Below are 21,979 nucleotides of genomic sequence, written 5' to 3'. Positions count from 1 at the left end.
GTTACACAAGCTCTGTCTCGAACTGAGATAAGAAACGAACGTCGTTCTCGGAGAACAAGCGTAAATCCCGAATTTCGTATTTCAAATTTGTTATCCGTTCGATCCCCATTCCGAATGCAAAACCGGAATATTTTTTACTGTCGATACCACAGTTATCCAGTACGTTAGGATCTACCATACCACATCCTAATATTTCGACCCATCCCGAATATTTACAGAGCTGGCAGCCCTCTCCTTTACATATCGTGCAAGAAATATCCATTTCAGCAGATGGCTCGGTGAATGGGAAATAGGAAGGACGGAAACGTACTTTTGTACCCTCGCCGTATAATTCCTGCACAAAATGAAACAAGGTTTGTTTCAAATCGGCAAACGAAACGTTTTCGTCTACATATAGCCCTTCTACCTGATGAAAAAAGCAGTGTGCGCGCGCCGATATAGCTTCATTTCTATACACACGTCCTGGCATAATAGCACGAAATGGCGGCTTTCCCATTTCCATTAAACGGACTTGAACAGAAGAAGTATGCGTACGTAGCGCAATATCATTGCCCTCTTTCTTTTCAACGAAAAAAGTATCTTGCATATCCCGTGCAGGGTGTTCAGGAGGAAAGTTGAGCGCAGAGAAGTTATGCCAGTCATCTTCGATCTCTGGCCCTTCAGCGACAATAAAGCCTAATTTTTTGAAAATTTCTACGATTTCTTTTCGCACCAACGACAATGGATGTCGAGACCCCAACTGGAAACCTTCTCCCGGAAGTGTTAAATCACCCTCTTCCCGTTGCAGACTCTTTTCGGCACCTACAAACTGGGCTTGAGCGTCGTTATATGTATTTTCAGCGAGTTGTTTAAATTCGTTCAAAACCTTGCCTAGCGTGCGTTTCTCTTCTGCTGACACGGTTCTAAATTCCTCAAACAACGCCTTAACGATACCTTTGGCAACCAAAAACTTTAACCTAAAATTTTCAACATCGACTGCCGATGTGGGGGTAAACCCCTTTATTTCTTCTGTAAACTGCTTAATCTTGTCCTGCAACATAGTGCCAAAGATACGGCAAAATATTAAAATGGCAAACCATCTACATCGTCGTCATTTTCGGAAAAATCCACCTCTACTTCTTTTTCCCCATCACTTTTTTCTCCCTCTTGCGATGTGGCTTTTCCCATTTGTCCGAAATCAGAAGGGCGTCCCAATAGCTTAAAACTCTCGCCTACAATCTCCGTTACATATCGACGCGTCCCCTCTTTATCTTCATAATTCCGGGTTCTCAATCGCCCTTCGATATAAGCCAATTTACCCTTTTGAAGATATTTAACAGCCATTTCTGCCAGATTACGCCACATAACGATGTTATGCCACTCGGTATGTTTAACCCGTACACCATCCTTCGTGTACGTCTCCGAAGTTGCAAAAGGAAAACTGCAAACAGAGACATTGTTGTCTAAATAACGTACTTCGGGATCTTTCCCCAAATGCCCGACTAAAATTACTTTATTAACGCTTGCCATACTTTATAATTTAGGGCTGATCAATTGTATATTGTTTCTATATCCTACATATACACTATGGCTAAAAATAACATCTATGTGACTTCATTCTAATTGCTTAGCCGAGATGAGATGTTCATTTTTTTCCAGAAAAGAGAATATAAGTTTATGTTTAGCTAATTTATCTATTTTTTCGTAATAATGATAATTCCAACTCTTTTTTTTCTTTTTTAAAGCATGGGGGTTCCCAACGACATAGAAACGTGCATAAATATTCTGATGACTCAGCACATGCTTTATTTGCTTGCCTACGATCGTTAAAACAGTATCTTCTTCAAAGTATTCAGTAAAATCAGCCTCTGTCATCAGGTCTAACTTGGACCTATCCTCTGCTGTTTCTATCATCGGAAATTCATATAGATTTGTCCACACATCGCCTAGCCCGCGTTTTGACATTAAGATCTGCTCGTCTTCCATTATGATAAAATAATGAAAATACCGATTACGGCTCCCTTTCCCTTTCAATTTTACAGGCAGCACATCTACAAATCTTTCTTGAAAAGCGACACATTCCATCTGGAAAATGCAATCCGCACATAAGGGGTTCTTGGGTTTGCATTGCAAGGCCCCAAAATCCATAATAGCCTGGTTATATATACCCGGATTCTCACCATCAAGCATTTCTTGTGCAATTTCTGCAAACATTTTTTTGCCGTGGCCGGAATTAATCGGTTCTTTTATTCCAAAATAGCGCGCCAACACGCGGTATACATTTCCATCTACTACCGCCTTTGCCTCATTGGACGCGAAAGAAGCGATAGCTGCCGCCGTATATTCTCCAACGCCAGGAAGGCGAATGGCTTCCTCATAGGTATTCGGAAATATGCCTTGAAAATCATTTACCACCATTTTAGCGGCTTTATGCATATTTCGAGCACGCGAGTAATATCCCAAACCCTGCCATAGCCGCAAGATGTCTTCTTCGTTTGCTTCCGCAAATTTTGTTACCATCGGAAACGCCTCTACAAAGCGATGAAAGTAGGGCATTCCCTGTTCGACTCTCGTCTGTTGAAGAATAATCTCCGAAAGCCATATAATATAGGCGTCATGCGTAGCTCTCCAAGGCAAATCACGCCCTTTTTCACGATACCAACTTATAAGTTTTACAGCGAATGACATGCACAAAGGTGCCTATTTTTTCATCAAATTAATTGTTTTTTTTAAAGGTAATGGAGCTTATATGAGCTGTTACATTTATTTTTTCTAAATAGTATCTCATGGAGGTTCTACAATAAAAAGAGTCTTAAAAAATGTTAAAATTTGTAAAATATTGACCACAAATAGCTTGATACATTACCTTTGTGCATTCGTATCATAAAAGTTTTTATTATTAAGGCTCATGCTAAAGAAAAAAACCGCCGTGCTTTTCGTCGAACCGGATGGTACATCTACCAAGAGAATGCAGGTTCCCACGTTTGTCGTCACGCACTGGAAAAAGGTCCTAAGTTCCTTTGTTGCCCTTACTGTTATAACAATATTATCTGTGGTGTATGTGGTTAAACAACGGACATCCGAAAAATATATTAAGGTTTACGACCAAAAAATAAACAAGCTGAAAGCTGAAAATCGTCTATTGGAACTGGATGAGTTCAACAATCAGCTAACAACGGAAGAAATAAAGAAATCTTTCAACTCTATCGATAGCACTATTGACCGTATCAATCAAAAGATGAAGAAGCGGGGGCTGAAGGAACTCAAGATGAACCCTAATATGGGTGGTCCATTAGAGAAAGGTGAAGATGATTTGGTGGAGCTTTCGGTGTTCTACAAAAAACAATTAGCAGACCTGGAGTCCAAATTAGATGGGGTACCGCTGGGTCGTCCACATCACGGCCGAATCACGTCGTCTTATGGCTATCGTCGTAACCCCTTTACCGGACGGGGTCGTGAAATGCATTCCGGTGTAGACTTAAAAGGAAGAACAGGAGATCCCGTGAAAGTCACCGCGAAGGGCAAGGTTTCTTTTGCAGGCTGGCAAGGAGCTTATGGATATGTGGTCATGGTAAAACACAAGAATGGTTATGAAACGCGATATGCACATCTTACCCGTACACGTGTTAAAAAAGGACAGGCTGTAGAAGCCGGCGATATTGTTGGTCTACTCGGTAGCACCGGAAGAAGCACCGGCCCCCATCTACATTATGAGGTTCTCTTAAATAACAGAAAACTCAACCCATCCACATATTTTTCATTATAGTAGATTATTCTTAACGGCAATGAAGCTGCTACTTCTGCTTGTCTGCCCAACCAAATACCTTTGACAACAAATCCGTTGAACGGGAACCACCGAGATTATTTCGGATTTTAAGCTCCTGATCAGCTACTTTGACAAAAAGACCATCGATTGCTTTTTGGGTAACATAGGCCGTGAGGTTGCTTTCCACCTTACTGGACAATGGCAGTTTGTTGTAAGCAGATGTGAGTTGTGTCCAGTAATCGGAAACATTATTTTCACCCATTGCCGACTCGATTACCGGACTAAACCGCTGGGTCAATTCAGATGTAGTACTTGCCTTAAAATAGGATGTTGCCGCATCTTGCTGTCCGCTTAGCAAAATAGTATATGCATCATTAATAGTCATTTTGGACAAGGAGTTGACGAATACCTCACCTGCTTCATTAACAGCGGTCTCGGCAGCACGATTCATACTGGTGATAAACTGATCACATAGTGAACCCATACCCACCGCACGTAAAGCTTCCTCTACCTTTTGCGCTTCTTGAGGCATCAATATTTTCACAGCAGCATCTCCTAGATAGCCATCTTTTGCCGCCAACATCTTTATGCTCGCTTGCAGTCCGTTGCCTAACGTCTGTTTGACAGCATTGTTAGCTTCTGTTTTGGTTACTTCCTGTGTGTCCGAACTAGCTTGATTGACAGACTTGGAGGTGTCTTCCGAAGTTGTCTCTAACTGCCCTAAAATTCCTTTTAGCTTTGATCCTATTTGCGCTTCTGCACTAGAGAGTGTCCCTAGAAAAAACCCTATTGTACAAATCGTTCTGAAACTTTTCTTCATATCTTATCGTTATTTACGACAATAAAGCTACATAAAATCCTATTTTGGCTATTGCACTACATGGACTTACCAATGTAGCACACTAACTACAGGAAAGTGATCCGAAGGAAATTTACTCATATACGTATCTGTTAAAATGCCATACTTATGCACCTGAAATGGCTTTGTAATAAAAATATGATCGATACGTTGTTTAGGTTTAAGTCCTTTCCCCCACGCATTAAAGGAAGAATTCGGTTCGTACACAATTTTTGCCAATTCATGTGTATCTTGTACTATTCCACTTTTTGCAAGCGTAAAATACGCTTCGTTGGTTTCGTCTACATTAAAGTCACCGGTCAGGATAATGGGTAAACCTTCTGCTAGTTCCTTTGCCTTTTCTAAGATAAGCTTCGCGCTTTCACGACGTGCTTCCACACCTATATGATCAAAATGCGTATTCATAAAGATAAACTGCTTGCCATTTTGATTATCTTCAAATACGCCCCACGTACAAATCCTTGGCAAAGCGGCATCCCAGCCTTTATTAGGGTTCTCCGTATCGGTTGCAGAAAGCCAAAAGGTTCCGTTTTTTATTAATTTGAAGCGTTGTTGATTGAAGAAGATCGCCGAATGCTCTCCTTTTTCTGCACCATCATCGCGTCCCACGCCGATGTATTCAAAACCGGGCAACTGACGCTTCATATCCTGCACCTGTTCGTAAAATCCTTCCTGAATACCGAAGATATCAAATTCATGAAATTGGATAAGGTTTGTGACCGCCTGCTTCCTATCATCCCATAAATTCCCGACATCCGATGTGGTTTTCAATCGTATATTAAAAGAAGCTACAGTCAACTCCTGCGCTGACAAAATATAGGAAAATCCTAGAAGAAGTAATATGGCTAAACAAAATCGTTTCATACTGTATAATTAATATTATCTGACATAAATAATGTTATCTGACATAAATAATGTTGGCGACAGCACGTTCACCTTCATGGTCGAACAGTTTATTATCGGATGGATAGTTTACCACGCCATTCTCAGTCGCTCCTTTTATATACAAAGTCGAACTTCCTCCGCCATCCAGGTTCATTGCCTCTTTCGCTCCCAACCACCGTAAGGTATTGGATAGTTCGTCGAGGTTCATACCATGTGCCAATTTATTCCTTCCATCAACAATAAATAGGAGTAATTTATGATCTCCAGTCAATGCAATAGCTGTACGTGGATGTCTATTGTCGTTGAACGCATTTTTGGTTAACGGATAGGGTTTCCCATCCACAACAAGCAACGGACCAGAAAGCATGACGTTCGGATAATTTTCTGCTTCATACAAGGTATCTGTTGCAGCTTTGACCTTTATTTCTGTTCCCGACAGCAAGAACAGCGCATTACCACGATCCGTTTTTTTTCGCGTACGATTAATAACTTTATGATCTACCTGTATAAAATCAGTTGCACCGCCGTTTTTCATATCAAAGAAACCGCCGTTAACAGCTACCAACGCCTGGTGTTCCAGCGCCAATTGCGACGTAGGTTTTAACGTCGAAGGTTCTGCTGTTACATAAAGCTTTTTTAAGTTCTTTTTTAGGTCGATCTCTACATAATTGATCTCTTGTTCGCTATCAAAAAGATTATCAAAGTGCCCTTGTTTCCAGACGATTCCTTTTTTTACTTTGGTTTTTTTCCAGCTTTTGGTTACAACCGCTATGGAATCTTGGTTATCCTGCGCAAACGCAGCTGTAACGAAAAAGAAAATACAAGCTAAGACAGCTGTTCTTAAATGATACATTGACTATTATTTATTTAGAATACGGTTGAGCAACTCCGGTTCATCCGTCGTGATGTAATCAATCTTTTGGTCAATAAAATAATGCATATCATCCTCCCGATTCACCGTCCATACATTGGTTTTAAGTTGTAATTTCTTTGCATCTCCGATCCACGCTGGATGTTTCTTATAAACCGACAGATGGTAATCCAGCCCGCTCAAACCCGCTGCTTTTATTTCCTGTGGAGATTTATCACCATTGAGATAATGAACTTTTGCTTTCTTATCCAGCTCTTTCAATTTCAAACAAGCGTCATAACTAAATGCGATATATTCCACTTGCTTTTCGGCTTTTAGACTCTTTACCAAAGCCACCGTCAGTTCCGCCGCCTTCAATGTCCTTTCTGTACCAAGCTTATTCGTTTTAAGTTCATAGATCAACTTGGTTTTTTTCTGCTTCAGTCCTTCTTTTAAATATTCCTCTGCGGTAGGGATACTTTCGCCATTGGGATGTTTCTTAGCAAGCAATTCTTGGTAAGTTGAGGTCGCTATGTCTATTCCGTAAAAGTCCTGATCATGGGTCACGACTAATACATCATCTTTTGTTAAATGTACATCAAACTCTGTACCCCAAGCTTTTTGTTCTATGGCTTTATTTAAGGATGCAAATGAATTTTGAGGCACCTTGGTGTTTTTCCAGGATCCGCGATGCGCGATCATTTCTGTTTGGGCCATAGCACCCACGTGCATAACCGTCAATAAGGTAAGGATTACTAATGTTGGTTTCATATCTATATTTAACTTCCACGAATATACCCAATTCCCATTAACATAGTGTTAAATCAGCTTTCCCCGTTCCATTCGCTATAAAATTGTTGCAAAAATGATTCCATAACTAGGTGACGATGTGCGGCGATCTGTTTTGCGGTAGTCGTGTTCATTTTGTCCCGAAGCAGCAACAACTTTTCATAAAAATGATTTATGGTGGGTGCCGTCGTATTTTTATACGCTTCCTTACTCAACTGTTGCTGAGGAGGAATATTGGGGTTATATATTTCTCGGTTTTTGAATCCTCCATATTGAAAGGCACGCGCAATACCAATCGCGCCTATAGCATCCAGACGATCTGCATCTTGTACAATTTCTAATTCTTTGGAATGGAAATCAACTTGTCCCAACGATGCTTTGTAAGACATATTGGATATAATCTGCTGTACGTGTTCTATCCGTCTTTTATCCAATCCTATCCGCTGCAAAAACTCTCCGGCTATACGCGGACCTATCTGTTCGTCTCCATCATGAAACTTGCTATCGGCAATATCATGTAGTAACGCCGTCAATTCACAAACCAATGCATCAGCTTCCTCTGTTTCCAAAATCAACTTCGTATTATTCCATACGCGCTGTATATGCCACCAATCGTGTCCTGCTTCAGCATCTCTCAGTTTTTCCTGTACGAACGCGGCTGTTTGCTGTATGAGATCTAGTTCAGTCATTATTCTAGTCTCGTCTGCGGATAAGTTTGTGTATTTTACGGTCGGTAGGCTTGTCGCTGTCCTTTTCCTCTATGCGTTCGTTATTTCTTTCGTCCGCTCTCCTTTCAGGATATCTTTCTCGTGTTCTCTCTGGAATCTCCTGCAATGTAACGACAGTATCCGGTCGCTCTTTCGACCCTTCATACAGTTCATACTGCAATAAACGACAGTCTAGTTTGCCACTAAAAAACTCGAATCTACGGGATGCCTGCAAGCCAATTTTTTTTGCCAAATCGAGGTTTCCGGTAAAGACGTAACCTCGATATCCTCTGCACTCCTGCTTCATAAAATCGCCTATTCGCTTATATGTTGCTTCTAGCTTACTGTGCGTACCGAGGCGCTCGCCATATTCGGGGTTAAACATAATGACGCCGTTTCCCTCCGGAATGGTTGTTTTTGCAAAATCACCTACTTCAAACGTAATCAAATGCTCTACTCCTGCCGTCTTTGCATTCGATTTTGCGATCTCTATCGCCACATCTGATATATCCGAAGCAACAATATGGGGGAGATTCTTTTTATTCGTCAATTCTTTCAATCGGCGACGTTCCTCAAAAAACACCTCCTCATCGTAACCTATAAGATGCATGAACGCATAGTTCATCCGTTGCAAACCGGGCATACGCTTTTGTGCCATCAGCGCAGCTTCAATCGCCAAGGTTCCCGAACCACACATCGGGTTTACGAAAGGGGATTGACCATCCCACTGGGTAGCCATAATGGTCGCGGAGGCCAGTGCTTCCAACATGGGCGCTTTACCGGGATGTTTCCGATAGCCATGTTTAGCCAGTGTTTCACCGGAAGTATCTAAAAAGATCTCCGCTCTATCATCGATCCAGTGCAGATGAACAACTGCCCCGTTTAGCTCAGGGCCACTATTGGGCCGTAATCCTTTTTTATCTTTGATACGATCTACGATTGCATCTTTTACCTTGACATTCGCAAATAACGGCGTGGTAATCGTTTCATTGTGTACATTCGATGTTACAGAGAAGTATCCATCAAACGGTAGTAGCTCTTCCCAAGCAACGGTCAGCAATGCCTTATAAAGCTCATCGGCATTCCTTGCCCGAAACGATTTTATTTCATAAAGCACCTGACTCGCTACCCGCAAATTCAGGTTTAATCGAATACATTCATTTACAGAGAGATTGACCTCTACGCCTGTGTTAAAAGTACGGACAATAGCGAAGCCCAGCGCTTCCACTTCCTGCGCTAAATAAGGCGATAAACGTCTATTGCAGGTAATAATAACTTTATTGGGGGTGTTGAAAACTTCCATCATCTTTTTGCAAAGTTACTATTCTGCTTAGCAAAAAATGCGTAATTTTACAGTTTAATACGTTTTTGATATGGAAATAAGAGGAAAAGTTCATGAGATAGGCGCTACGCAACAGGTTACGGAATCTTTCAAAAAGAGAGATTTAATTGTTGCTTACGCAGAAAACCCACAATTTGTAGAATACATTCGTTTTGAAGCGACACAAGATCGCGTCAATATATTTGATAACTTGTCTGTTGGCGATGACATAGAGGTTTCTTTTAACCTACGTGGTCGTCCATGGACAAATAAAGAAGGGGTTACTACCTACTTCAATTCCTTAGTTGCTTGGAGAGTGACAAAATTAGCCAATACGCCACAACAGGCTCAGGCACCAGGTCAAATGGACATGCCCCCTGTCGACATATCGTCTTCCGGAGCAGATGATGACGATTTGCCTTTTTAAGTTTTAAAAAGAATAGAATAAAGAAGGTGTCCAAAAAGGTCACCTTCTTCTATTTTATAAGATATTTTTTCTTATTGATCACTCTTATCTACGCACTTGCACTACTCTCAAATTAACGATAAATGTCGCCTTCGGATGTTTGAGGCCTGTAGAAACTCATCCTTAGCACGATCCCATCCTCTCAAATATCCGCAGCGACGAGCTTTTATGGATAAATGTTTATTTTGGTATCCATGAGCTCACTTCGTTCGGTTTGTTTCTTTTTCGCGGAGAAAAAGAAAACGAAACATCACTCCGGAAAGACAATTTCAATATGTCCATTTTTTCCTTTCCACTTAGGTCCCTTTTGTAAGACTTGTATAATCTCTTCATAGATTTGTTGGTTCTTTACGACCCCTGGCTGTATATCGTATGGACGTCCATCGGCAGCTACTTTGAAGCGTACCTCTAATCGCTTTTCCATGTTTACCCCCGAATAATGTTCCGAAACGAATGTAGAAAATGCTTCCCAACCGCCTGCCGGTTGCGCATCGCCAGCAGGTAATGAATGTACAACGGTCTGCGTAAGGGTATCATCCATCAATTCTACTTCGGTCATATTAGTGTGTTGTCTGTTAGGAAGGTGGCGAATCAACAAAAGTGTACACACCGCGATAAACATCACAGCCCCTACCATCCCAATCGCCAAACGCTGCCAGCTAAAATAAAATTTATTCTTGCGTTGGGCATGCTCCGCTATGCGCCGTTCAAGCCGTTGTTGCAATAGACTCAACGATTTTACATCAACTCCCTGCTGCATATTATAGCCGTCAATCGCATCCTGCAAGAAAGGATCTTCCAACGCCTCCCGCTCCAACGCATGCATCTCTTCCCGACTCATTAAGCCGTTTATGTAGTTGTGTATTCTTGACAGTTGATAGTTATTTTCCATGTTTCCCGCTCTCCATACAAATTTTCAAATTTCTTTTCCCATTTTGGATATAGCTCTTCACCTTATTCAAATCGTATGATGTCTCCTCCACAATATCCTTATAGCATTTTTGCTCCAGATAGAACAGGCGCACACAAACTGACTGCTCGACGGATAGAGACGCCAGGCATTCGTGTACTTTATCAAAATCATCTTCCGTCCATTCCACTTCCTCCTCCGTTACGAGTTTCTGCTCGCTTTCAGACATGTTCTCTTCGATATCCACATGCATTTTGCCTTTCTGTTTTCGAAGTTCCATCAAGCAATAATTTCGGGCAAATACATACAGCCAGCTTTTGAAATTATCTACCTCATGCACACGAAGTTTCTGCACCAGTTGCTCAAAGATCTGCATAACCGCATCTTGACTCGCAGCCTGTTCTTGAAAGTACTTAAAACACACCCCGTATAATAAAGACATATAGGGAGCATATAACTGTCCCAGTATCTGCAAATCGCCCGTTTGCTTATAATATACGAGTTGTTCTTTTTCGTCCATACACTATTATCCAATAAGAGGATGCTGAAAGATAGTAAATTCCATAATATTTAGTCGTATATTTTTTCGTTCGGGGTTATTAGTTTTGGTACGATTTATAAAAAAAATTCACAAATATTCCTTCTTCATCATTTCTACAAAATTGGCATAATAGGCGATAGCTTCCGCCGGTTTGTTGCGTTCGATCAGCAAAATGGAAGGGATCACTAATTGGTCGTAAATACAATCCAAAATTTCATATCTATTATCTGCCCGATAAATATTTTTCAGCATAGCGGGGGCGATACGCTCATATTCCGAAATCAGTTCATTATATTCCGGGATCGGCTTCATTGCGGTTTCTCTCAATTGCCTTAACGTTTGCAATTCATAACAATCATCCGCCAGCCCTTTATGGAAGACACAGGCAGACGTCAGAAAACAATCCGAATAATCAGCATCAGTAGTTGTCCCGTTATCCGTTGCTTCCGTATTATCAATGGCCGTTTCAGCCTCCAACTCTATGACAGGCATATCAGACTCATCAAATAGATAAACAGCACTATCTGAAACCCCATTTGAACTATCTATGTCTTCATAAAATCCGAATTTAATCATATTCTCGCCATTTTTTTGCTGAATCATACCGTAGTTGTTGTCTAAATTATTCCCTCCTTTTGCTTCGTAGATATGGAAAAAATATTTTGAATTATCAAAGTCTACATCCTGAGACGTACGTTTAAAAATCTGGAATTTTGTAGATTTAACATCACCATTTAGACCAATACACAGCCCCGCTTCCTCTCGCTGAAAATCACTCATAAATGCGGCAACACTATCGGTATTATAAAGGTGAAGATGGATCGTCAGCTCATCGTCGGGACGGTCTTTTAACGTAAAAACACCCTTAAAATTAATTGAACTGGCGATTTTATCACGTGTCCTTACAAGTTTTGGCAACGTAACCATGAGCGGCAAAGCTGCGACGGCTGTTATGAATTTTCTTCTTTCCATTTTTTTAGATTTAAATGTTAGCCACATTACAATCTTCCTAAGTAAAACCCAGACCGGAGACCGTAATAAAACAATTTTGAGGTTATTCCTGTTCTAAGATACACTATATTTTCTGTGTCGGGGATATCATTCACAACTATTTTCAACAAGTATCTTCCAGGTTGGATTGCCACAGTTAGTTGATCTTGTCCTTGTAGCACATTATAACCTCCCTCAGCCGACTTCATGTACCGAAAAGACCTACAGATGCCTACATCGGTATTATTACTCTCGTAAATCATCCATGAAAAATCCTTTCTTTCTTCAGGTATATATTTAAAGAACCAAAAAATTTGGGAGGATCCTACTGGCCGGTCCACAATAAAGGGAAGCATAGTTTCAAACGTTCCCTCTTCCTCATTAAAGGTATATTTTAGCGCCGAAAGATCAACACTATTCATATTGAACAACAGTATCGTGTCGGCCGGATCGGTCGTAAAAAAATCCAAAGAAGGGTTATTATAGTCTATTCCTTTTATACTTTGTGCCTGCGTATGATAGGTAATACAAAATATTGATAAGATTAACAGACTGATGCTTTTCGTAATTTTCATGGCGTTATTTCAACGTATTTCTTTACAAATAAAACAAATAGCCATTCACTTGCAAATACCCATTATTAGGTATTTTTCAATTTACCCAAACAACAGCAATGCAATCACCAGCGTCACCACAATATTGAATCCCTGTGCGATCAGAAACGCATAAAGCGGTTTCTTGTTGTTATGCGCAAATAATTCTTTAAAATTCGTTTCCAAACCTATCGATGTAAAAGCCAGTGCAAACCACAAACCTTGTATACTTTTCAATTCCGCTTTTACGCCGTCAACTTGCGCAGGATTAATAACAAAAGAAAATAAGAGGGACGCAAAAATGAAACCTATTACAAATTTCGGAAAACGCTCCCAAATGATTTTTAAGGTCGGTTTCTCAGCATGCTCTGCACTTTTGGAATGCGAATATGTCCAATAAATACTGATAGCAAATGCGGCTATGCCAAGCAGGACATTTTGAGAAAATTTCACGATGGTACTGATTTTTAACGCTTCTTCGCCTACCAACGAGCCGGATGCAACAACCGCCCCGGTCGTATCAATACTTCCACCAAGCCAAGCTCCGGTAACCTCTTGCGATAAGCCCATCCAGTCTGCAAGATAGGGCATAAAAATCATCATCGGGATAGCGGTAATCAATACCAGAGAGACCACATAGGATAGCTTTTTAGCATCTCCTTTAATCGCTCCTGACGTAGCAATAGCGGCCGACACCCCACAAATTGAAACAGCCGACGAAAGCATCATTGCCATTTCCTGATCGATCTTTAATTTCTTACAAAGCCAAAACGCAAAATACCAGACCGACAATACAACAACCAAAGCCTGAATCAGCCCTAAAGCTCCCGCTTTTAATATCTCGCTAAAGATAACCGTTGTGCCCAGCAGCACCAAACCGATTTTTACATACAATTCGGTAGAAAGTGCATTTTTAAACCAAGACGGTAACTTAAAAAAATTGCTGATCAGCAAACCGATACCCAAACTAAATATAACAGCTTCCAAGTTATACTCTTGTACGGTACTATTGCCTGCTAAAACCAATGCAAATATGGTTAATACAAAAATGAAAGGAAAAACGACCAAAAGTGGCTTTAACGGTTTTCCCAACAACAAGGCTCCCACGAGAGCTGTAGTGAACACTAATAAAAATTGTGCACCGACAACCAATAGGTTATCGGGGGATAAGACTTTTGCAAAAAGTATCGCTGACGTATCCCACGAAAAACTTGGTTTAGGTACGACGACACCAAACAGGGCTAAAAAAATGATAGCTAATCCGAGGATCACGACCACCCAGTCCTCGCTAATCATTATACTTGATTTAGAAGATGACATTATAATATACAGTTAAGGTTTTTTGTAAATGATGGACAATATAAGTATTATTATTTCACTAGATCGGTCAATGCACATTTAATCTCTCCAAAGTCAAAATCAAATCCATCTTCTACAGTGTATTTGGTTGTCCCCGGAACAGAATGAAGTAGAATACTCGAATCGACGCCTTTTAAAAACGAACCGATATGCGCCATGATCAGGGGAAGAGGCAGCCCAAAAGAAACACCCACACTTTCTCTGAGCACTTTCATAAATGTAACATTAGTGACTGGATTAGGGCTACAGGCATGATAAACCCGCCGTGGTTGCATCCGCTCGATTATCCACTGTACCAATTTCACAAAATCTCGCTCATGAATCCAACTAACGCATTGACGTCCATCAGAAACTTTCCCTCCCAGGCCCCATTTCGCTAGTGGAAGTAGTTCCGCTAACATCCCTTGTTGTTTTGACAACACCGGACTGACGCGAAGTATCACCTTTAACGTATCCGGAAGATCAAATGCTGAAAAAGCAGCTTCCCATCTTCGGGTCAGTTGAGCTAGATAATCGTCGCCGATTGCCATACTTGTCTCATCCTGCAATTCGTTTAATCCAGAAAAAATAGATATACCAGAAAAGTTTATCCAGAGTCTTGGAGGTTTATTACAAGTGGCTATTGCTCTTCCCAAGGCATTAGTTGGTAAAAAGCGAGAATCTTCAAGAAGCGCTTTATTTTTTGGTGTAAAGCGACATTGTATACTTTTACCACTTAAGTTGATCACGGTATCTGCACCATTCAGCACATTGCCCCAAGACCCTACATGCTCACCGTCCCAAAACACATAAGTAACCCCTTCTTCTTTTCTATTCCGCTGCCGGGACAAAATCACTACCTCCCATCCCGAATCCAGAAAAGCCCTCTTTAACAACGTGCCAAGATGACCGGATCCTCCGGCAAGTATAATCTTTCTCATAACATTACATCTATATTAAAATGATCCTTTAAAACGAACCGGGCAGCATGAAATCCGCACATCCCGTGTACGCCCCCTCCCGGAGGTGTAGAGGAAGAAGCTATGTAAACATTTTTATTCGACGTACGATACGGCGTAAGAGATAAAGTGGGTCGGGTATACAACTGGAAGATATCCATTACTCCACCATTAATGTCTCCGCCAATATAGTTTGGATTATAGGCTTCCATCTGTGTGGGATTAAAGGTATGTCGTGCCAAAATAGTGTCTTTAAAACCAGGAGCAAAACGTTCAATCTGATTCTCAATATGTGTCGTAAAGTCAACAATAGAGCCATTGGGAACATGGCAATAGGCCCATCCTATATGTTTACCTTCAGGAGTCCGGCTTTTATCAAATTGACTAGGCTGGGCAAACAAAACAAACGGCTTCTCTACCACCTGACCGCTATGGGAATGAAGTTCATTCCGTATTATTTCATCATAGGTATTACCGAGGTGCACCGTTGCTGCTTGTTGACTGTAAGCGTCTTTAAAAGGTGTGGCATCAGAAAGTGCCCAATCAACCTTAAATACGCCCATGCCATAACGGTACTTTCTCAACTGTTTCCGATAGGAATCGTGCAACTGCAATCCCTCCACTCTCAGTACTTGCTTGGGCGTTAAATCCAATATCAATATCTTATGTTGGGGGAGCTCCCGCGTATCTTTTACCCAGCATCCTGTTTGTATTTCGCCACCGAGCGAAATATAATATGCTGCCAGCGCATCGGCGATAGACTGTGAACCACTTTTGGGGATAGGCCAACCGTAACGGTGTCCTACTGCCATCAGTACCAAGCCAATAGCGGATGTTGCCCAGTTCGATAGCGGTTGTATGCCATGTGCTGCCATTCCTGCCCATAATGCTTTTGCTTTTTCTGTCTTAAACGACGATGCTGTCCACGTCGCCGGTTTTAAAGCATTTAGCCCAAAACTTGCCAAATCCAGCGGATGACGAGGGAAACGCAACGGCCCCATGGTATCTAGGGCCAAGCTTTCCCATCGGTTAATGATCGGTAGAATCAATCTTGTGTAGGTCCGCGCATCAACTCCTAAATGTTGTGCGGTTTCTTCTAAGCTATGGTATAGCACGCCTGCATCACCGCTATCTAAAGGATGTGCCGCGGCATAAGTTGCCTGTGTAAATTCCAATCCGTATTCTTTTAGGGGTATGGAGCGCATAAAAGGGGAAGCCATCGCCATGGGATGTATTGCTGAACAAACATCATGCTTGAAGCCCGGCAAGGTTAATTCTTTTGTACGCATACCTCCTCCTGTAGTATTCGCACCTTCCACGATCAACGTAGAAAGTCCCTGTTGCTGCAACGTAATCGCGGCAGCAAATCCATTCGGACCGGAACCTATGATGATGGCATCGTATTTTTTCATTCTCTCACTAAGTTACTTACTTTCAGCTAACATCAAAAACGATAGGATAACGCAGTCAAAAACGACCTTCCCTCCCTCGGATAGCCTAAAGCCAAATAATAATCTTTGTCTAATAAATTTCGCACACTTAAATCCAACGAAACACCACGATAAACCGGAACAGAGAACTTCGCATGTAATAAGGCAAAATCTGGTGCTTCATCCCCTGTACTTGTCATATATCGCTGCCCATAATACTCGATGCTTGCTAGAAAAGCCGATTGAATCTTTGGAATATCAATTTTAGTATACCCTATAGCTTTGTGATTTGGTACATCTATAAATTTCTCATCATTTCCGGTTTTGTCCTTTAATGCAATAAAACTATAATTAGCACCCACACTTAAAAATGATAAAGGGTCGTATTCAAAAGCGAGTTCATATCCTTGAAACACTGCTTTTCCGATATTGACATTTTGATTAATTGGATTGCCATTGTCCAGTTCACCGACTGTCCGAACTAAGATAGCATCATGGATGTCATTCACAAAACCAGATACCTCGTAATGAAATAAGGATCCTATTTCCCCGGAATAGGTCAGGTCAAATACCCACGCATACTCCGATTTTAGTCCGGGATTAGGCACTTGGCTCCCGAATCGACTTGAATATCGTTCTTTTTGCGAAGCAAAACGGGTTCTTTTTGAAGCAGATAACGTGATTTTATGGTTATCAACAGGTTCGACAACCAAACCTCCCTTGTAGTCAAACGTCTGATTTGAACCTGTCGGAAAATCAAATAGCACGTCGCGCTCACCTGTATTATAATGTGTGCCGTATTCCTGTGCTTTGGTATTCTTTCTGGTATTGTAAGACAATCCCAAAATTCCTTTGATAAAAGAATTGAGCACGATAACATCCTCCACACCTACAAAAAAAGTATGATCATTATATTCTTGAACGGGTTCTCCTGCCTTAAAATTCTGCTCAATCTCCAAACGCTCTGCAATTTCGCGATTATGCTCCCGGTGCACATCAAACTTCTGATTTAAGGACAATGTTATAAAGTTATTTCTAATGGCCTCCGAAGTAAGATTAACTATTCCGCCAAATGCATAATCATCATATACACTTGAGAAAGATGAATTTTTATTTTGCAACACATACTCTTTATCATCGTATTGCTTCATCTCATTAAAATAGGTATCATAATATCCCGTCACGTTTAAAAAAGTCTTTTCTGCAAGCAACGTCTTCGTTTTGAAATAGGCACTTTTTTTATTATAGACAGGGTAATCTCTCCAATTACTGTTTCCAGTCAGCAGCACATTAGGAGAAATATTCTTATTAGCATTTTGATAAATAAAACTCAAGGAATATTCATCTGTTCCATTTGGCGTATAACCAACTTTTCCACTTAATTTTACATCTTGGGAAGCGGCGTGATTTCTTTTTCCTGCATCTTGCAAACTAACATCCGTTGGTTCAAAACTATTAGATAAAACGAAATTTTTTCGATCCAAAATAGAAACCGAGCCGAGTACATAATACTTGTTTTGCCTAGTTCCCACATTGAAAGAAGAAAAATAGCCATTTACGGCATCGCCTTTTGCCGATATCAAACCAGATTGACCATTGATATCTAGTTTTTTTATTGGTTTTTTAGAAATAATATTAACCGCGCCACCCATTGTATTCGGCCCGTACTGAATCGACACCATCCCTTTATCTATCGAAATGCCTTCTATATCAAACGTATTAAATCTACTCAAATCAAAAGTTCCGTCGTAAGGTGTGTAAATAGGAATACCATCATAAAAAACAGGCGTCCGCAGCGAATTGAAGCCTCTTACCAAAATGCTCCCCTCATTTCTTGCGCCTAGCTGTGCAATACTAACCCCAGGCAATAAATTAACAGCTTCAACGACATCCTGCTTATTGAAGTCCTGGATCTGTGTTGCCGAAAGTCGATTGTTCAGTCCCTTGTCAGATCCTTTCCCAAAAATGATGACTTCCTGAATCGCATAGTAGCGACTTGTACTATCATTTGACCCAATTTGTGCAAAAGAGTCCTGCACAAATAATAAAATAAGCAAAGGTGATAGTTTCTCAAAAATTCCTTTCACGTCTTCCGAATAATAAATAAGTTATTAGATATCCTTAATGTCTGCCAAGTACACTTCACCACTTTTCTCAATATCCCACCCCACAACAGGATTAAAATGGTAGCCGCCCTTCGATTCTCTTGCTTTTACAAGCTGATTGTATGTCGGTTGCTCATAACCCGTCTCATCAATCGCTTTACTGAGGACACGCGTAGGCTTTCCGTCCCAGTTCCACATGAATTTAAATGCGGTATGTGCCTTTTCTAAAACCGGTCCCTGCAAATGTGCTTCCTGCCATGTTTTGCCATTATCTACACTCACCAGTACTTTCGTCACTTTCCCCCGACCGCTCCATGCTATGCCACGCAATTCTTGCCAACCTTTTTCAATTTTCTTCGGATAAGCAGGATAGGTAACAATAGATCGGGCATCCATCACCAAACTAAACATCCGGATTTTCCCGTCCTTAACTTTCTCTGTATATTTAGAGGTTTCCTCCCGGGTCATCACCGGTTCGTCTGTCACTTCAATACGTCGTAACCATTTGATTTGGGTATTACCTTCGAAACCGGGAATGACCAGTCGCATCGGATAACCTTGCTGCGGTCGGATAGCCTCGCCGTTCTGACCATAGGCGATGATGGCCTCTGTTAACGCCTCCTTCAGCGGCACGCTACGTGCCATAAGCGCACCGTCAGCACCCTCTGCCAACAACCATTTGGCCTCCGATTTGACACCGAGATCACGTAAAACGGTAGACAATAACACACCCGTCCACTCACTTTGGCTAGTTAACCCACATACTTCTCCCGGTGTCATTTCCCGCTTTCCATAACGAAAATTACCCGAACATTCAATAAAACAAATTCGTGACACCGAAGGATATTTTTTGATATCTGAAAGCTTCAGACGTATAGGCTTTTCGACCAAACCGTGAATAAGTAATTCGTGTTGTTCAGGATCTATCTCCGGTATACCGGCATGATGTCTTTCAAAATGCAGATCCGACGGCGTAATCGTACCTTGCAGATCTTCCAAAGGCGTTCGTGAAGCCGTCGCGTAAGTCGCTATACGCTTGGGGCTATCGAATTTAGAACGATAACCCACTTCGGATGATGGGGCTCCTTGTACCTTACTAGGGTCAACAACAATTTTTGAATCAAAATCTGGTTCTATAACCTGATTAAATGTATGTTGATACACCACAAAGCCTACCGTCACTATTAGAAAGATGGCGACGGCCGCTGTCAACCAACGGACAAGGTTCCGTATTTGCTGAAAATATTCTTTTTCTACTGACATCGTATTTTATCTTATCTCCGGACCTCCCTGTCGGTCATCCAAGACATATCTTTTCCTGGCTGGCATTTCTATCGTAGGTAGGGTCTTTTCTGTAATAATATGCTCTTCCTGTATGATACCATTTAAATACAGCAAATACGCTGTGATATCATAAACTTCTTGATCCGTTAATGAACCCGGAGCATTAAATGGCATGGCGCGACGGACATAGTCAAAGATTGTGGTCGCATAGGGCCAATAATTTCCAATCGTATTTCTTCCCGTCGAATCCGTGACCAGCTTATCCTCAGGCCCCTCATAACCATTGACGCCATGACAGCTTGCACATTTATGCTGATATACTACGGCGCCGTTTTTCGCCCTGCCCTCGCCTTTGGGCAGTCCTTTACCGTCGGGCCGGACGTCGATATCCCATTTAGCAATAAAACTTTTATCGGCTGATTTTCCTATCCCAAATTTATCCGGCCACGTTGCTTCGTACGCCTCAAGTCCGTCTGACCAATCTGCTTCATGCCGTTGCACTTGAACGACAGAAGGATTTTTATCAATAGGATTGCAACGGACAAGCAATGCTACGGCGCATCCAAGCAACATATATACGCTCCCATTTTTAATCATATTGTCCGGCAACCAATTTACCTGGGGCAAGCTTATAATCTTTTATAACCCTATCCAAGACGACATAGAGCGAATCACGGTTTTCATCTATCCCTTCCAATATGACTTTATTGCCCTTATCATATACGGTATAATTGACTACAAAACGCTGCCTCACTTCTTTCTTCGCCAATTCATCTGCTTTAGCAAACTCGCGGATACGGCGTGTCGTCCTGGCTTGGGGATGTACATCATTCACCTCATCAGCAAACTTACTTTTTACGGAATCGGGTAACCATTCTTCTAAAGAAATCGACGGAGCATCATCATATGCTTTTTGATCTTTCAGATAGTTTCGAACACCTCCATCGCCCCCTTCACCAGCTGTCACATTACGTGGATCGGGAATAAGCTTAAATTTATCTTCTAGATACAATTTTTTATTGTCGGTGTCCGCATAATAATGAAACGCACGTTGTCCTCCTGCAACCCCAGATAATTCAAATGTGCGGTTCACATCTCGTTTTGGATCGCCACCACCATTTGATAAGTCTAATAGCACAGGTCTATTGACACGGAAAGTTAATGTAGACCAATTCTCAAACGTTGCAGACTGCCAGCGGATAGTGTCGTATGGATTAAAGGGTCTTGTTTCTCCGTTTAATTTAAATTCCGTCACATTATAATGACCCCGCAATTCCTTTACACCTGCAGAGGAGGGCTGCTTGTAAGGGTCATATCGATAGTCAAGATATTGTAAATAGAAGAAAACACCTACAAAAATGAATATAATGACGGTTTTGAAGCCAATTCTAAAATAGTTAAACGTAGGTTTAAATTTGGGGAGATAAAGTTCGACTTTCGTAACTATTTCTTTGACAAACAAATTATAGAACGGTCTGTAATACGGCACCAGCAAAAATAAACTCAACAATACGAAGTATGAACTGTAAACATGCACGCCCCCGTTGTAAGCAAAATTCACCACAACAATGGCTCCCAATGCGCCAACAAGTAAAGCCGCTCCGATAGGAACTGTTTTTCTGAAAAACAGCAAGGTACCTGCTCCCACTTCCAATATTCCGGCAAACACCTGATACCAGGGTACGATTCCAAATGAAAGCCAAAAAATCTTTTGTGCGGTTAAATCACCATAGTCGGTATCCAGAATCCCAAAAGAAGGATAAGGCATCTGCACCGGAAAAAGTTTTGTAAAACCAAACCCGATAATGCCCAAACCTGCTCTATAGCGCACGATAACATTAAGCCAATAAAACGACTTATTGTATTCTGACCGCTCTCTTTTGAACAGTTTCAAAACAAATGTCCAAATGAAACCTGCTATAATAGAAAAAAATAGGGTATTAACCCAAATACTGTATCCCTCTAGACGATATCCAAAGGTGGTCCGACCAAACCAATTCACACCTGACCCAAATCGACAAACATCATACAGATCCCTGTAATCCAGATTAAGCCAATCTATGGCAAACACATGCTTATACCACAAGGGGTTATTGGGTATAGATATGATGATAAAGAAAACAAAGCTGATACGAAACGCGATGAGTTGAAAGGTAGTCCATTGACGCTTACCTTGCGACAGATTATTCACTGACATCTTCAAATGA

Annotated in this window: 22 protein-coding genes; 2 read left to right on the top strand and 20 right to left on the bottom strand. The window is 41.3% G+C overall.

Annotation, left to right across the window (positions count from 1 at the left end; translation table 11 throughout):
- Position 1: 1 nt before the first annotated feature.
- The 3 genes from pheS to mutY all read right to left on the bottom strand — a co-directional run bounded on the left by pheS (position 2) and on the right by mutY (position 2,667).
- Positions 2 to 1,039, bottom strand: a complete 1,038-nt coding sequence (pheS, locus tag EWE74_RS17315) for a phenylalanine--tRNA ligase subunit alpha (RefSeq protein ID WP_130142921.1) — start codon at positions 1,037 to 1,039, stop codon at positions 2 to 4.
- Between the two features lie 23 nt (positions 1,040 to 1,062).
- Positions 1,063 to 1,509, bottom strand: coding sequence for a single-stranded DNA-binding protein (locus EWE74_RS17310; RefSeq protein ID WP_130142920.1), 447 nt, complete (start codon positions 1,507 to 1,509; stop codon positions 1,063 to 1,065).
- An 84-nt stretch (positions 1,510 to 1,593) separates the two neighbouring features.
- A complete protein-coding gene (mutY, locus tag EWE74_RS17305) occupies positions 1,594 to 2,667 on the bottom strand; it encodes an A/G-specific adenine glycosylase (protein ID WP_130142919.1) in 1,074 nt (357 codons plus the stop codon).
- 220 nt (positions 2,668 to 2,887) lie between these two features.
- Here mutY and EWE74_RS17300 point away from each other — a divergent pair, with 220 nt between their 5' ends.
- Entirely contained in the window at positions 2,888 to 3,745 is an 858-nt protein-coding gene (locus EWE74_RS17300) for a M23 family metallopeptidase (protein ID WP_130142918.1), read from the top strand.
- 28 nt (positions 3,746 to 3,773) lie between these two features.
- On the opposite strand, the gene EWE74_RS17295 is transcribed toward EWE74_RS17300, so the two are convergent.
- The 6 genes from EWE74_RS17295 to EWE74_RS17270 form a co-directional block, all read right to left on the bottom strand.
- A complete protein-coding gene (locus EWE74_RS17295; RefSeq protein ID WP_130142917.1) occupies positions 3,774 to 4,565 on the bottom strand; it encodes a DUF4197 domain-containing protein in 792 nt (263 codons plus the stop codon).
- Between the two features lie 66 nt (positions 4,566 to 4,631).
- Complete coding sequence (locus EWE74_RS17290) at positions 4,632 to 5,468, bottom strand: endonuclease/exonuclease/phosphatase family protein (protein WP_130142916.1); 837 nt, start codon at positions 5,466 to 5,468, stop codon at positions 4,632 to 4,634.
- Positions 5,469 to 5,502: 34 nt separating this feature from the next.
- Positions 5,503 to 6,342 (bottom strand): phosphodiester glycosidase family protein, encoded by an 840-nt coding sequence (locus EWE74_RS17285; RefSeq protein ID WP_130142915.1) that lies wholly within the window; start codon positions 6,340 to 6,342, stop codon positions 5,503 to 5,505.
- 6 nt (positions 6,343 to 6,348) lie between these two features.
- Positions 6,349 to 7,110 (bottom strand): glycerophosphodiester phosphodiesterase family protein, encoded by a 762-nt coding sequence (locus EWE74_RS17280; RefSeq protein WP_130142914.1) that lies wholly within the window; start codon positions 7,108 to 7,110, stop codon positions 6,349 to 6,351.
- 53 nt (positions 7,111 to 7,163) lie between these two features.
- Positions 7,164 to 7,817, bottom strand: coding sequence for an HD domain-containing protein (locus tag EWE74_RS17275; RefSeq protein WP_130142913.1), 654 nt, complete (start codon positions 7,815 to 7,817; stop codon positions 7,164 to 7,166).
- 4 nt (positions 7,818 to 7,821) lie between these two features.
- Positions 7,822 to 9,138 (bottom strand): THUMP domain-containing class I SAM-dependent RNA methyltransferase, encoded by a 1,317-nt coding sequence (locus EWE74_RS17270; RefSeq protein WP_130143136.1) that lies wholly within the window; start codon positions 9,136 to 9,138, stop codon positions 7,822 to 7,824.
- A gap of 70 nt (positions 9,139 to 9,208) precedes the next feature.
- On the opposite strand from EWE74_RS17270, the gene EWE74_RS17265 reads away from it, so the two are divergent.
- Positions 9,209 to 9,583, top strand: coding sequence for a DUF3127 domain-containing protein (locus tag EWE74_RS17265; protein WP_130142912.1), 375 nt, complete (start codon positions 9,209 to 9,211; stop codon positions 9,581 to 9,583).
- A 289-nt stretch (positions 9,584 to 9,872) separates the two neighbouring features.
- Here the strand turns inward: EWE74_RS17265 and EWE74_RS17260 are convergent, their stop codons facing one another.
- From EWE74_RS17260 to EWE74_RS17210, 11 genes are all read right to left on the bottom strand, one after another.
- Positions 9,873 to 10,514 carry a hypothetical protein gene (locus EWE74_RS17260; protein ID WP_130142911.1) on the bottom strand — a complete coding sequence of 214 codons (642 nt, stop codon included), beginning with the start codon at positions 10,512 to 10,514 and terminating at the stop codon, positions 9,873 to 9,875.
- On the bottom strand, positions 10,504 to 11,052 hold the full coding sequence (locus EWE74_RS17255) for an RNA polymerase sigma factor (protein ID WP_130142910.1): 549 nt from the start codon (positions 11,050 to 11,052) through the stop codon (positions 10,504 to 10,506). The genes EWE74_RS17260 and EWE74_RS17255 overlap by 11 nt, the downstream gene beginning before the upstream one ends.
- 108 nt (positions 11,053 to 11,160) lie before the next feature.
- Positions 11,161 to 12,045, bottom strand: coding sequence for a hypothetical protein (locus tag EWE74_RS17250; protein ID WP_130142909.1), 885 nt, complete (start codon positions 12,043 to 12,045; stop codon positions 11,161 to 11,163).
- Between the two features lie 26 nt (positions 12,046 to 12,071).
- A complete protein-coding gene (locus EWE74_RS17245; protein ID WP_130142908.1) occupies positions 12,072 to 12,638 on the bottom strand; it encodes a hypothetical protein in 567 nt (188 codons plus the stop codon).
- A gap of 81 nt (positions 12,639 to 12,719) precedes the next feature.
- Complete coding sequence (locus tag EWE74_RS17240; RefSeq protein ID WP_239018697.1) at positions 12,720 to 13,952, bottom strand: YeiH family protein; 1,233 nt, start codon at positions 13,950 to 13,952, stop codon at positions 12,720 to 12,722.
- Between the two features lie 74 nt (positions 13,953 to 14,026).
- Positions 14,027 to 14,935, bottom strand: a complete 909-nt coding sequence (locus EWE74_RS17235; RefSeq protein WP_130142906.1) for an epimerase — start codon at positions 14,933 to 14,935, stop codon at positions 14,027 to 14,029.
- The gene (locus EWE74_RS17230) at positions 14,932 to 16,365 is read right to left on the bottom strand and encodes a phytoene desaturase family protein (RefSeq protein WP_130142905.1); all 1,434 of its coding nucleotides are present in this window, start codon (positions 16,363 to 16,365) and stop codon (positions 14,932 to 14,934) included. The genes EWE74_RS17235 and EWE74_RS17230 overlap by 4 nt, the downstream gene beginning before the upstream one ends.
- 32 nt (positions 16,366 to 16,397) lie before the next feature.
- Positions 16,398 to 18,470, bottom strand: coding sequence for a TonB-dependent receptor plug domain-containing protein (locus EWE74_RS17225; protein ID WP_130142904.1), 2,073 nt, complete (start codon positions 18,468 to 18,470; stop codon positions 16,398 to 16,400).
- A gap of 24 nt (positions 18,471 to 18,494) precedes the next feature.
- Complete coding sequence (soxC, locus tag EWE74_RS17220) at positions 18,495 to 19,751, bottom strand: sulfite dehydrogenase (protein ID WP_130142903.1); 1,257 nt, start codon at positions 19,749 to 19,751, stop codon at positions 18,495 to 18,497.
- Between the two features lie 6 nt (positions 19,752 to 19,757).
- Positions 19,758 to 20,345, bottom strand: a complete 588-nt coding sequence (locus tag EWE74_RS17215; protein WP_130142902.1) for a c-type cytochrome — start codon at positions 20,343 to 20,345, stop codon at positions 19,758 to 19,760.
- Between the two features lie 16 nt (positions 20,346 to 20,361).
- Positions 20,362 to 21,969 carry a hypothetical protein gene (locus EWE74_RS17210; RefSeq protein WP_130142901.1) on the bottom strand — a complete coding sequence of 536 codons (1,608 nt, stop codon included), beginning with the start codon at positions 21,967 to 21,969 and terminating at the stop codon, positions 20,362 to 20,364.
- Between the last annotated feature and the right edge of the window lie 10 nt (positions 21,970 to 21,979).

Origin of the sequence: Sphingobacterium corticibacterium, assembly GCF_004208525.1 — a bacterium.
Classification (GTDB): domain Bacteria; phylum Bacteroidota; class Bacteroidia; order Sphingobacteriales; family Sphingobacteriaceae; genus Sphingobacterium; species Sphingobacterium corticibacterium.
The sequence above is the reverse complement of the archived record's forward strand: the minus strand, read 5'-3'. Positions and strand labels throughout refer to the sequence as shown.

Bases quoted from the DNA above. Each gene is read 5' to 3' on its own strand.
- pheS (WP_130142921.1), bottom strand. From the start codon at position 1,039: ATGTTGCAGGACAAGATTAAGCAGTTTACAGAAGAAATAAAGGGGTTT.
- EWE74_RS17310 (WP_130142920.1), bottom strand. From the start codon at position 1,509: ATGGCAAGCGTTAATAAAGTAATTTTAGTCGGGCATTTGGGGAAAGAT.
- mutY (WP_130142919.1), bottom strand. From the start codon at position 2,667: ATGTCATTCGCTGTAAAACTTATAAGTTGGTATCGTGAAAAAGGGCGT.
- EWE74_RS17300 (WP_130142918.1), top strand. From the start codon at position 2,888: ATGCTAAAGAAAAAAACCGCCGTGCTTTTCGTCGAACCGGATGGTACA.
- EWE74_RS17295 (WP_130142917.1), bottom strand. From the start codon at position 4,565: ATGAAGAAAAGTTTCAGAACGATTTGTACAATAGGGTTTTTTCTAGGG.
- EWE74_RS17290 (WP_130142916.1), bottom strand. From the start codon at position 5,468: ATGAAACGATTTTGTTTAGCCATATTACTTCTTCTAGGATTTTCCTAT.
- EWE74_RS17285 (WP_130142915.1), bottom strand. From the start codon at position 6,342: ATGTATCATTTAAGAACAGCTGTCTTAGCTTGTATTTTCTTTTTCGTT.
- EWE74_RS17280 (WP_130142914.1), bottom strand. From the start codon at position 7,110: ATGAAACCAACATTAGTAATCCTTACCTTATTGACGGTTATGCACGTG.
- EWE74_RS17275 (WP_130142913.1), bottom strand. From the start codon at position 7,817: ATGACTGAACTAGATCTCATACAGCAAACAGCCGCGTTCGTACAGGAA.
- EWE74_RS17270 (WP_130143136.1), bottom strand. From the start codon at position 9,138: ATGGAAGTTTTCAACACCCCCAATAAAGTTATTATTACCTGCAATAGA.
- EWE74_RS17265 (WP_130142912.1), top strand. From the start codon at position 9,209: ATGGAAATAAGAGGAAAAGTTCATGAGATAGGCGCTACGCAACAGGTT.
- EWE74_RS17260 (WP_130142911.1), bottom strand. From the start codon at position 10,514: ATGGAAAATAACTATCAACTGTCAAGAATACACAACTACATAAACGGC.
- EWE74_RS17255 (WP_130142910.1), bottom strand. From the start codon at position 11,052: ATGGACGAAAAAGAACAACTCGTATATTATAAGCAAACGGGCGATTTG.
- EWE74_RS17250 (WP_130142909.1), bottom strand. From the start codon at position 12,045: ATGGAAAGAAGAAAATTCATAACAGCCGTCGCAGCTTTGCCGCTCATG.
- EWE74_RS17245 (WP_130142908.1), bottom strand. From the start codon at position 12,638: ATGAAAATTACGAAAAGCATCAGTCTGTTAATCTTATCAATATTTTGT.
- EWE74_RS17240 (WP_239018697.1), bottom strand. From the start codon at position 13,952: ATGATTAGCGAGGACTGGGTGGTCGTGATCCTCGGATTAGCTATCATT.
- EWE74_RS17235 (WP_130142906.1), bottom strand. From the start codon at position 14,935: ATGAGAAAGATTATACTTGCCGGAGGATCCGGTCATCTTGGCACGTTG.
- EWE74_RS17230 (WP_130142905.1), bottom strand. From the start codon at position 16,365: ATGAAAAAATACGATGCCATCATCATAGGTTCCGGTCCGAATGGATTT.
- soxC (WP_130142903.1), bottom strand. From the start codon at position 19,751: ATGTCAGTAGAAAAAGAATATTTTCAGCAAATACGGAACCTTGTCCGT.
- EWE74_RS17215 (WP_130142902.1), bottom strand. From the start codon at position 20,345: ATGTTGCTTGGATGCGCCGTAGCATTGCTTGTCCGTTGCAATCCTATT.
- EWE74_RS17210 (WP_130142901.1), bottom strand. From the start codon at position 21,969: ATGTCAGTGAATAATCTGTCGCAAGGTAAGCGTCAATGGACTACCTTT.